Source organism: Nonomuraea mangrovi, assembly GCF_042681425.1.
Taxonomy (GTDB): Bacteria; Actinomycetota; Actinomycetes; order Streptosporangiales; family Streptosporangiaceae; genus Nonomuraea; species Nonomuraea mangrovi.
In genome coordinates this window covers 1-9870 of sequence record NZ_JBHUFV010000087.1, presented here as the reverse complement: position 1 = coordinate 9870, position 9870 = coordinate 1, and the positions used below count along the sequence as shown (strand labels likewise).

General features: G+C 68.3%; 12 protein-coding genes and 1 pseudogene. 7 read left to right on the top strand and 6 right to left on the bottom strand.

The genetic code is table 11. The features are described 5' to 3' along the window. Nucleotides 1-161: 161 nt before the first annotated feature. Both ACFSKW_RS49940 and ACFSKW_RS49935 read left to right on the top strand, forming a co-directional pair. Nucleotides 162-830: a hypothetical protein gene (locus ACFSKW_RS49940; RefSeq protein WP_379582052.1), complete on the top strand. Its 669-nt coding sequence runs from the start codon at nucleotides 162-164 to the stop codon at nucleotides 828-830. A gap of 653 nt (nucleotides 831-1483) precedes the next feature. Beyond that, the gene (locus ACFSKW_RS49935) at nucleotides 1484-3061 is read left to right on the top strand and encodes an OmpA family protein (RefSeq protein WP_379582050.1); all 1578 of its coding nucleotides are present in this window, start codon (nucleotides 1484-1486) and stop codon (nucleotides 3059-3061) included. A gap of 346 nt (nucleotides 3062-3407) precedes the next feature. Here the strand turns inward: ACFSKW_RS49935 and ACFSKW_RS49930 are convergent, their stop codons facing one another. Next, nucleotides 3408-3665: a hypothetical protein gene (locus ACFSKW_RS49930; protein ID WP_379582048.1), complete on the bottom strand. Its 258-nt coding sequence runs from the start codon at nucleotides 3663-3665 to the stop codon at nucleotides 3408-3410. A 64-nt stretch (nucleotides 3666-3729) separates the two neighbouring features. On the opposite strand from ACFSKW_RS49930, the gene ACFSKW_RS49925 reads away from it, so the two are divergent. Together ACFSKW_RS49925 and ACFSKW_RS49920 are read left to right on the top strand one after the other, a co-directional pair. Further along, the gene (locus tag ACFSKW_RS49925; protein ID WP_214325982.1) at nucleotides 3730-4236 is read left to right on the top strand and encodes a VOC family protein; all 507 of its coding nucleotides are present in this window, start codon (nucleotides 3730-3732) and stop codon (nucleotides 4234-4236) included. Between the two features lie 38 nt (nucleotides 4237-4274). After that, on the top strand, nucleotides 4275-5093 hold the full coding sequence (locus ACFSKW_RS49920) for a MerR family transcriptional regulator (protein ID WP_379582046.1): 819 nt from the start codon (nucleotides 4275-4277) through the stop codon (nucleotides 5091-5093). Nucleotides 5094-5278: 185 nt separating this feature from the next. On the opposite strand, the gene ACFSKW_RS49915 is transcribed toward ACFSKW_RS49920, so the two are convergent. The 4 genes from ACFSKW_RS49915 to ACFSKW_RS49900 are packed head-to-tail and all read right to left on the bottom strand — an operon-like array spanning nucleotide 5279 to nucleotide 7501. Then, on the bottom strand, nucleotides 5279-5479 hold the full coding sequence (locus tag ACFSKW_RS49915) for a hypothetical protein (protein WP_379582044.1): 201 nt from the start codon (nucleotides 5477-5479) through the stop codon (nucleotides 5279-5281). Beyond that, entirely contained in the window at nucleotides 5476-5829 is a 354-nt protein-coding gene (locus ACFSKW_RS49910; RefSeq protein WP_379582042.1) for a hypothetical protein, read from the bottom strand. Before ACFSKW_RS49910 ends, ACFSKW_RS49915 begins: the two co-directional genes overlap by 4 nt. A gap of 50 nt (nucleotides 5830-5879) precedes the next feature. Next, a complete protein-coding gene (locus ACFSKW_RS49905; RefSeq protein ID WP_379582040.1) occupies nucleotides 5880-6923 on the bottom strand; it encodes a CU044_5270 family protein in 1044 nt (347 codons plus the stop codon). A 2-nt stretch (nucleotides 6924-6925) separates the two neighbouring features. After that, entirely contained in the window at nucleotides 6926-7501 is a 576-nt protein-coding gene (locus ACFSKW_RS49900; RefSeq protein WP_379582038.1) for an RNA polymerase sigma factor, read from the bottom strand. A gap of 272 nt (nucleotides 7502-7773) precedes the next feature. Here ACFSKW_RS49900 and ACFSKW_RS49895 point away from each other — a divergent pair, with 272 nt between their 5' ends. The 3 genes from ACFSKW_RS49895 (at nucleotide 7774) to ACFSKW_RS49885 (ending at nucleotide 9324) form a co-directional block, all read left to right on the top strand. Continuing rightward, nucleotides 7774-8157 carry a hypothetical protein gene (locus tag ACFSKW_RS49895; protein WP_379582036.1) on the top strand — a complete coding sequence of 128 codons (384 nt, stop codon included), beginning with the start codon at nucleotides 7774-7776 and terminating at the stop codon, nucleotides 8155-8157. Continuing rightward, nucleotides 8115-8540 (top strand): hypothetical protein, encoded by a 426-nt coding sequence (locus ACFSKW_RS49890; protein ID WP_379582034.1) that lies wholly within the window; start codon nucleotides 8115-8117, stop codon nucleotides 8538-8540. Before ACFSKW_RS49895 ends, ACFSKW_RS49890 begins: the two co-directional genes overlap by 43 nt. Before the next feature lie 262 nt (nucleotides 8541-8802). Further along, complete coding sequence (locus tag ACFSKW_RS49885) at nucleotides 8803-9324, top strand: hypothetical protein (protein WP_379582032.1); 522 nt, start codon at nucleotides 8803-8805, stop codon at nucleotides 9322-9324. Nucleotides 9325-9346: 22 nt separating this feature from the next. Here the strand turns inward: ACFSKW_RS49885 and ACFSKW_RS49880 are convergent. Next, nucleotides 9347-9592 (bottom strand): annotated as a pseudogene (locus ACFSKW_RS49880) (hypothetical protein); the annotation flags it as partial. Nucleotides 9593-9870: the final 278 nt, after the last annotated feature.

Below are 9870 nucleotides of genomic sequence, written 5' to 3'. Positions count from 1 at the left end.
CTCCTTCTTCCGGGAACCAGGGTTCCCCAGAGACCAGGTGTCCACCAAACCGGGTCAACTCCAGTTTCCGCCTGATCACCCATTTTCAGTTCGGTCTGTGGGGTGGCGGCGCCTCTCCACTCGGATCCGTGACCACGCGAAACCCCGACCAGACTGCTTTAATGATCGTCATGGTGAACTGGAGCGTGTTCAACCCGTTCGAGGCTGTGTTATGGCAGACCTGCCAGATCATCGGAGTGAACCGGTTGGGGTGGCCGGGCCGTATAGAACTCCCCTCGCTTGGGTGCATGTTCCCTCTGCTGAAGGAGGAGAACCTGGTCGCCGTAGAGCAGGCCAGGGTGCGGTGGTTGAAGTCGAAGGCTCCCCAGCCGTACGAGCGGGCTACCTACCGGGATGCGATCGGCATCAGCAGTGTGAATGACATCAAATATGCCCAGTTCGGGCTAGCTATGACCGACGAGATGAGCAAGTACTACGCCCGCAAGGACAAGGATCTGGGCGTGGGGAGGCTGACGGTCACCAACGGCCGCGTTCACTTTGAGCGACCCCGCCTGCCGGATCTGATCGTCTGGTTCTCGAACATTGAGGGCATTGACCTGACCGGCGAAGGCGTCGTGGAGATCGTCACGCGCAAGGATGACGGGTCACGGCTGGTTTTGGAGTATCACACCCCATGGGCGTCATACATCTTCGGTATGACAACGGTGGCATACTTCAAGCGCCACCCGCGCCTGCTGTCGGGTCAGTGGTTGCCGCCGGGCTTCGAAGAGCACTGTGAACGCCTTGGCGAGCCGTGTGCCCCCGCCCGCCGCCTGGCTATGAACCTTTAATCCCAATGTTCGCGGCGTGTCCGGCAGGAGAGTTCCCAGCGTCGCGCCCATCGCGACCCAGCCCTTCTGCGCCCATGCCGGCCAGCACAGATAGCGAGCCGCCTTCATGGTGATCACGCTGGAGCATGACTTTGGCGCCTCTTTGCCCGCCCTGGAGCGGCCGTTCGTAGCGGCTGACCCCAGGTGGTCGGTCCCTCCTTGTCGCGCCGCCCAGGTGCGCCCGTGACGGGCGACGTCGCCACGGTGCGCGAAGCCCCGCTCGCGGTAGTAGGCACGCAGCCGATCGTTGGATCGCACGCAGTCGAGCCGCAGGAAGCCCAGCGTTCAGGTGCCACGGCTGACCTGTGAGAACGGGCTTGGCGTACGTTTTCGTTCCGCTGCACTTCGACCCCCGCGTCATCGGGCAGCCGGTAGCGCCGGGTGCGGTAGCGGCGATACAGCCGACGGCCGCTGAGTCGGTAGATCGCGATCGGGCGCCCACGACGTGCCCAGCACGTTGCTCGGAGTGGCGGTGCTCGGGTACAACGACCAACTCGTCGAGGTCGAGGTCAAGGCCGCCGTCGCCGCGATCAGTGATGCACGTGACTGAGCGTGAGCACTCTTCTCTGACAAGGTCTGTGTACCGGCATTTCGGACATGGCACAATCTCCGCCATGTCTCCCCGGATTTTGGCCCTGGCCGCCGCACTCACCCTCGCGGCGAGCGGGTGTGGAGTGCTGCCGTTCCAGCAGGCCGCCCCACCGAGCCCCGCGCAGCCCAGCGATCCGCCTTCCAGCGCCCCGGCCACAAGCGCCCCCGCCTCCGCGGACCCGACCGCCACGCCTACGGCGACCAGCCAGGACACGCGCGAGGCGCTGGCCGAAACCCGCGGCACCGACAATGCGAACCTCAAGGTCGAGGTGGTCGGCCTCAACCGCGTCAAGGGCAAGCACCTGGTCGTCCAGATCCGCCTGTCCAACACCGGCACCGAAAAGGACCTGCCCTGGTCCTCCGACATGGGCGACCCCACCCGCCCCCTCGGCAAGATGGACTGGGCCTCCGGCATCGGCGTCCTCGACGCGCAGGCCCACACCTGGATCCTGCCGTACAAGCCCGCCGACTCCCCCTGCCTGTGCAGCGACCAGGACCGCGACGACCTTCCCTACTTCATCGAGCCCGGCCAGTCGATCACTGTCTACGGGGTCATGCCCGCCCCTTCGGGCAACCCCGCCGCCACCACGGTCGTCACTCCCGTGGGCCCGCCGATGCCGAACATCCCCATCAGTGACGACCCGCCCACCGGCGACTTCCCCGACCCCGACGCCGAGCCCGTCACCCCCATCACCCGCAGCATCCTGCTGCCCTCCGAATCCCTGGACAAGTCGGAGGAGACCGCCGACGACGGCAAGGACCTCCAGGTCAACCTCTCCTCCGACGTGCTGTTCGCGGTGAACAAGGCGACCCTCACCCCCAGGGCCAAGGCGGTCCTGGCCCGGACGGCCAAGCTCATCGACGCCTCACCCGCCACCGCGGTGAAGGTCGAGGGCCACGCCGACTCCTCCGGCAACGACGCCATCAACGACCCGCTGTCGCTGCGCCGCGCCCAGGCCGTACAGCGCGCCCTGTCGGCGGTGCTCACCAGGGACGGAGTCGGCTTCCAGGCCAAGGGGTACGGCTCCCGCCGCCCGCTGTACGGCAACGACACCGACGAGGGCAAGCGCCGCAACCGCCGGGTCACGGTCACCTTCGCCAAGCCCAAGCCCGCCGCGTCCCCCGACCCGGCCAACGACGTCGTCCAGACCCTCGCTCCCGGCGACGACGAGCTGAAGGCCACCGTCACGGCCAAGGGCCAGCCGTTCGCCATGGAGATCACCGGCCTGCGGCGGCTGCCCGGCGGCGTGGGCGTGCTCACCTACACGATCACCAACGAGGGCTCGGCCGAGGCGTGGTTCAACGAGCTCCACCACGGCCAGGACTGGCAGTCGTACAAGTACCAGTCCGCCAGCAATGTCCGCCTGACCGACGTCGCCGCCCGCCGCCAGTACCTCGCCGGCCGCCTCCAAGTCGTCACCGACAACGGTGTGGACTCCTACTGCGCCTGCACCGGGGTCTCCGGCGTCCGCCTGAGCACCGAGAAGTTCGCGCCAGGCCAGACCCGCGAGTTCTGGGGCCTGTTCGCACTCCCCGACGACGCCCAGAGTCTCAAAGTCAAGATCGCCACCTTCCGCGACCTCCAGGTGCCCGTCCGGTGACCCACCCGGGGGTACGGCATGCCGTGCCGTACCCCCGGGCTCGGGCTCAGACGTCTGGCTGCACGACGCGAGGCCAGGGCGCCCCGGCGGGAAACGTTCAGAACCTGCGCCCTGAACCAGCTCCAGGCAGGGCGGGCCACGATGTGCGCGGACCCTTCACCGTCGACGTACCGCCCGGCGTCTACACCACCGCGACCATCGTCGAACCCGGCCCCGCCCGTCCGAAGCCCCCGCACTGGCAGGCCGGGGCCACCGGGCACGCAGAGCCCATCGCTGATCTTCGAGCAGGGGAGGGGCTCACCCCGTGGTGTGCTCGGGCCATACCTCCATGCCGATGAACGCCCCATCACGTGACGCAACGGCGGAGGGTCCTGAACGCGGTGAAGATCGGCGGCACGTGCTCGGTCGCGTCGTCGGTCAGCTTCCCGGGATACACGTCGCGCAGGATGCCGAGCTGGAAGGCCTGGGTGATCCGCGCGGCGCGCTGTCTGTGTGACTGAACTTGGGCGGCGTCGGCCTCGTCGGGGGCGCCCGGCCGTACGAGTGCGGGACCGAGCACGTTCGCGGTGGCCACCGCGTCCTGTACTGCGACGTTGATGCCCACGCCGCCCGCCGGTCCGCTGATCCGGATTTGACCCTGACGTTGCGTCAGGCACCACGATGAACGCATGACCGACTACTACGAGGCATTCGATATCAGCCCTGTCCCTCCGCCCGGGCCCGACGCGACGCCACCTGAGATTTACCGGGGCATCTACGGCATGCCGATGTTCGTCACCGTGCCGACGCCGGACCTGGCCGCGTCCGTGGATTTCTGGACCCGCGGGCTCGGTTTCATCGACCTGTTCACGGTCCCGGGCCAGGTCACGCACCTTCGACGGTGGGCGTTCCAAGACGCTCTGCTCGTCCCGACCGGCGCCCTGCCGGCCCCTTCAACGGTGAGCATCGGCTTCAGTTGCGTGCTGAGCCAGGTCGACGAGATCGCGCAGGCGTGCACCGCACTGGTGCCCGGATGCACGACGGGACCGCGACAGACTCCGTGGAACACCGTAGAACTGGAGGTCATCACGCCGGAGAACGCTCGTGTGATCATGACTGCGGCCCGTCCCCTCGACCTCGACAGCGCCGAGGCACGCTACCTCGAAGCAAACGGCTTCACGCTCCCCAAGGGGTGAAACCGCGTAGGTCAGACGCGCATGTCAGACTCGACAGCGTGACCGACACCGCGATGGACGATGCCGCGGGACCCGGGGGGCTGACCGTCGGGGCCGCGGCATCGCACGTGGAAGTCACCGTCCGCACCCTCCATCATTGGGACGCGATCGGGCTCGTCCGCCCGTCCGGGCGAACCACCGGCGGTTACCGGCTCTACTCCGCGGCCGACGTCGCACGCATCCATCGGGTGCTCATCTACCGCGAGCTCGGTCTGTCGCTCGACGACATCGGTCAACTTCTCGATGCTCCGACGGTCGATATGACCGTGCCGCTGAGACAACAGCGTGCCCAGCTCCTCGATCGCATCTCCCGCTTGCAGGCGATGGTCAACGCGGTCGATCGCATGATCGAAGCCGCACGCGCCGGCATCCTGCTCTCCCCGGAGGAACAAGTCGCGATCTTCGGGCAGCGCTGGAAGCCGTCACTGGCCGCGGGCGCACGTGACCGGTGGGGCGACACAGCTCAATGGGCACAGTACGCCGAGCGCGCCGCGGGCATGACCCCCGAGGACTGGCAGCGGATCGCCGACAACATCACGACGCTCGAGCACGACCTGGCAGCAGCCAAGCGCGCCGGCGTCAGGCCAGGCAGCGCCGAAGCCAACGCTCTGGCGGAACGACACAGGGCCTCCATGGACGCGTACTTCGACTGCACCCTTTCGATGCAGGTCTGCCTGGGAAGGAAGTACGCCGCCGACCCTGGCTTCACGGCCTACTACGACGCAATCGAGCCAGGCCTGACCATCTGGCTCCGTGACGTCATCGACGCCAACGCCCGCGATCGAGGCATCGACCCGGATTCGGCGACCTGGACCTGACGAGTTGCACTGCTCCCCCACGTCAGACCCACTCGTGAACACTCCATGACGGCCGCCGCCCTGTCCGGGATGGGCGTGGCCGCCCGCGCGGCCGCCAATCCGCTGCGTGAACCAGGCGAGGCCACCGAGGCCGGGCGTCCGGATCGTCGGCGCCCCACACCCTGTTAGCCGTCGCCTTCCGGAGTTCAGACGGGCGCGGGGCCGTCGCCTTCGGACGTGACGTCTTCGATGCGCAGGGTCGGCTCGTACCCGTTGCTGCGCATGGCGTCGAGGATCTTCTCGACTTCGTCATCGATCCGCGATGCCTGGATCTCTTCAAGCTCGGCTTCGACGCGGGCCTCGACGACACGAGCGTGACGCCAAACCTTAGATCGTCGTCGCATCAAACGTCGTCCAACACTTGATCAGGTCCGTGCCGCTGGAAGGTTCGCAGCAGGATCAGCGCCGCGGCGTATGCCATGCCGTACCATGCGGGGAGCCAGCCGCCTCCGACCATGGCGACGGCGAGGCTGATCACCGCAACCGCGGCAAGCAGCAGCGCGCCGGCGGTCCGCTCCCGCGCGACGTGCGCTGCCACCCCGGCTGCCCCCAGGGCGCCCGAGGCGGCAAGGAGATCCGCTACCAGCCACACGTCGAGCAGTCCCGCCCGCACAAGCATGTCGAGCAGCGGCAACGGGAGCCACGGCGTCCAGATCCAGGTGAGCCCACCGGCCAGATTGACAGCCGAGGGGAGCACCAGCAGCAGCGACGCCGCAGCCGGCGCCCACCCGCGCCGACGACCACCGCTCAGGGCCTTACCCCAGGCCGATCGGTGACCCCGATGTCCAGACGGACAGCGAGCGTCATGATCGTTCCCTTCTTGATCGTGTAGGAGTGCCCCATATTGATGATCTTCCGGCCCTCTTCCACGCGGACGCCCGGTTCCGGGGCGGTGTAGTCGGCGCTGGCCACCGCGCGCTCGCCCAGGTAGGTGTAGGTGGAGCGGTCGAGCAGCAGTTCATGGCTCACCCAACCGTCTTCGACACGGGCCACCGCCACCGCCGGACGCCCATCGACGTCGACCGCGTCCGGGTTCACCGTCACCCCCGGAATCTTGGCCATGGCCCGGTAGACGGCCGTCTCCTGCGCTGGAGGCACCAGGTTTTGTGCGAGCAATGAGCCGAGCAGCCGGTAAGCCGAGTTGTGCCGGTCCTCCTCGGAATTGTGCATTTCGCCGACGTTGGCGTACATCCAGGCCAGCAGCGCATCGGGATCCGTGGGGAGTGCCGCCACCGTGGCATAGTCCTGAGGGGGCATGGCGCCGCCGGTTGGCGAGCGAACCAGTTTGCCGTCCTCGAAGAGGGCCAGCTCCTTGCCGTCGGCTCGGGTCCATGACCGGTCCACGCGGGTCTCCAGAGGAGTTCGCGATGTTTGCACCTCGCCCGGGGCGGCATTCCGGACGCCCTGGAAGCGCGTTTCGATGTAGACCCACTGGTCAGGGCCGGGGGCGGTGAACGCGCGGTTCCCGGCGGCCTCGGCTGCCCGGCCGAGCAACGCCTGTGCGTTGGCGGCCGGCATCGCAAGGCCGGGCACGACAGGGCGCGGCGCCTCGACTCCCGCAGGGTCGGCCACCAGCGCGACCGCGGAGATCACGGCAGCGAGCATGCCGATCGTGACGGCCCGCCGGCCCGCCCTGGTCAGGTGAACGCGACGAGCCCGCCGAGGCGCCGTCGCCGCGGCCCGCTGGAGGAGCGCATCCCTGGCGGCGGTATAGGCATCAGGCGATGGCGGGGCGGGCTGGGGCCATGCCTGGCGCAGTGCCTCCAGGTCGGCCTGCGAGTATTCGCCCATGATCAACGCTCCTTCCTGGTGAGCGCCGGATCCAGCACGGCGCGGATCTTCGTACGGGCACGGTGCAACCGTGAGCGGACCGTGCCCGCCGGGACGCCGAGCGCTCTGCCGACCTCGTCGGAGGTCAGCTCGGCCCAGGCGACCAGCAGCAGCACGTCCCGGTCCCCGGCTGGCAGCTCCGCCAGCGCCGCCGCCAGCCGACCGCGCGTGGCGAAGGCGTCGAGCGAGTCCACAACTCGCTCGGCGTGATCCTCGCCGACCTCCTTCGCACCCGTCCTTGCCAGCGCCCGGTACTGCCGGATCTCGGTCCTGTGGTGGCGAGAGATCAGGTTCGAGGCGATCCCGTACAACCAAGGCCGAGCGTCCGACCGGGACAGGTCATAGGTGCCGCGCCGGTCGAACGCGATCAGGAACACCTCGGCGGCGATGTCGTCGGCCAGCGGGCGCGACAGTCGACGCTCGGCGTAGCCGTGAATCGTCGAATAGTGGCGGTGGAACAGCGCGGCGAAGCATTCCGGCTGCTGTAAGGAGCATTCGATGAGCTCGGCGTCAGTCGCCTGTTGCGTCACCTGGGTCATGTCACGGCTCTCGCTGTCGCTCGAGGTGTCATCGGCCGCCTTCCTTTGCGCGAATCCATCGTCCTTTCTTCACCGATCGCCCCAAAGTGTTCGCGCCTCCCGGACCGAGGCTTCGCCCTTCCGAACTGTTGCACGCTGATCAACGCCCAGTGGTGGTAGCGACGCTGCCCACGCCCGTCCATAGCACTCGCTCCCACGCACCATGTGGCGGGCGCTCGAAGAGGGTTCGCGCCGAACTGCGCCCTCCGGGGCCGTCGGCCTGCCTGTTGTCGGTGACCGATCGAGAGGCTTTCGCCTACTTCCTGGGCAACATCGCCGCCGTCCATCGTGCCCGGAGCGCTGTGGTGGACGGCACCGCCGACGACCCGGGCACGGTCAACCCGGGGGCGGTGGCCGCGGTCGCGGTGCCGGACTTCCTGCGCGCCGGGTGGGGCGGGGCCGCTTCGGTCGTGTTGCGCACGCTGCAGCGGGCCTTCGGCCGCCAGCTCACCCCGGCCGGGCGCGCCGCCTGGACCAGCGGCGAGGAAGGCCGCCGCCGGGCATCGGTGTACCTGACCCGGCCGCCCTTCACGCGCAACCACACCTGGGAGAGCGACCACAAGCAGCTGCCATCGTGGTGCTCGCGCCGCGCCGCCCGGCGGTACGGCCCTGGCTGACCACCGTCGACGACGACAGCACCCGCGCCGTGCTTGGCTGGGCGCTCTCTTTGACCCTGCACGCCGGCACCGTGCTGACCGCCCTGCATATGGGGCTGGTCGACGACGTCGAGCGCGGCCCGTTCGGCGCTGTACCCGCCCAGACGCGCATCGACCGTGGCCTGGAGTTCGCCGCCGCCGTCTACCACGCGATGGCCGCACTGTGCGTCCACGTGCACCGGCTGCCCGCCCGCCAGGCCCACCGCAAAGGCAAGATCGAACGCCTGCACCGCACCATCGACCAAACCCTGCTGTGCGCTCTGCCCGGCTTCACCGAAGGACCACGCGATGCGGCGGGCAAGCTGTACGGGCCCGTCGACGACCGCTTTGGCGGTCTTTGTTGAGCGACAGGAACCTGTCAGTGGTCGGCGACATCAGTGACTCGCTGTGGCGGGCCCGAGTTTGTAGCAGGTCACGACGGCGGCAAGGTTTCCCCCCTGTGGGGGGAAACATTCCCTCGCACAGGGGATGAGCGGCATTCGGGGCAAGGGCGATCCTCAAAGGCACCAACCCGTGACGTTCGTTTGAGGAGAGCCCCCCATGGCCACTCACACCCTCTGGAGCAGACTCCATGGCCGGACCGCAGCAGGTGTGCCGCGCTGGGCCGTGCTGGCCGCCTACGCCATCCCGTTGGCGGTGCTGCCCTCCAGCCTGTGGCGTATAGCCGCCTTCCTCTTCAACGCGCCGCTGCTGGAATTCGGTCCCACACCCGCCGGAGGATTGGAGGGCCTGGCAGGTGGCTGGTGGTACATCCTGCTGCTCAGCGTGGTCAGCGAGGCGGCGGCCTTCCTCGCCGTCGGCCTGGTGAGCGAGTGGGGCGAGGTGTGGCCGCGTTGGGTGCCGGTCTTGCGCGGCCGTCGGGTGCCGGTCATGGCTGCGGTCATCCCCGCCGGTCTAGGTGCGCTCGCATTGCTGATCTTTCCGTACGCGATGACCATGATCAGCCTCGGACTGAAGATCAACGGCGATCCCGTCGAGTTGGTCACGCACGGCTGGCAGACGGTGATCTTCAACATCATGTACTGGCCACTGGCAGCCTGGAGCCCTCTGCTCGCTCTGGTTGCCGCGCACTACTACCGCCGCCGCACCGCCTCACCCCGCGACCTCTCCGTAGGGTCGCGTCGCTAAGGCCTGTACAGAGTTCGGATCTTCAGGCGGGATGGAGACTTCGGATCCACATGACGGCTCCGCGGAGATGAAGGCCGGCGAGGTAGTTGTCGGAAGTCTTGTCGAAGTGGAAGGCCAGGCCCGCGCTTCTTGCGGTTGGCCGCCTGGTCTGCATGTCTGGGATGACGGCTTTGACCCCGCGTTGTCGTAGATAGGCGCGGTTGCCGCGGGAGGAGTACGCCTTGTCGGCGGCCACCGCATCCGGGCGGGTGCACGGACGGCCGATGGGATGGAGCGTCCACCCTTGCCGGTTCGGGTCGATCGCCTGGGTGGCCTGCTTCAACAGGTACTCGGCGCTCGGGTACGACAGCCGGCCCCGTCCCGTGGCCGGGCATAGGTCGGCGACTGCGGGGCGCGGGAGCCTGAGATGGGGCGGGCCGGTCGGCCAGGAAGAGCGGACCGGAGGTGCGGCCCTTGATCAGGCGGGGCAGCAGCCGGGCGGTGCGAGCAATCGTCAAGACCTGTGGATCAAGGATTTCTAGGCGGCGATGGGTGGGGTGTCCTCCT

Bases quoted from the DNA above. Each gene is read 5' to 3' on its own strand.
- ACFSKW_RS49940 (WP_379582052.1), top strand. From the start codon at position 162: ATGATCGTCATGGTGAACTGGAGCGTGTTCAACCCGTTCGAGGCTGTG.
- ACFSKW_RS49935 (WP_379582050.1), top strand. From the start codon at position 1,484: ATGTCTCCCCGGATTTTGGCCCTGGCCGCCGCACTCACCCTCGCGGCG.
- ACFSKW_RS49925 (WP_214325982.1), top strand. From the start codon at position 3,730: ATGACCGACTACTACGAGGCATTCGATATCAGCCCTGTCCCTCCGCCC.
- ACFSKW_RS49905 (WP_379582040.1), bottom strand. From the start codon at position 6,923: ATGGGCGAATACTCGCAGGCCGACCTGGAGGCACTGCGCCAGGCATGG.
- ACFSKW_RS49900 (WP_379582038.1), bottom strand. From the start codon at position 7,501: ATGACCCAGGTGACGCAACAGGCGACTGACGCCGAGCTCATCGAATGC.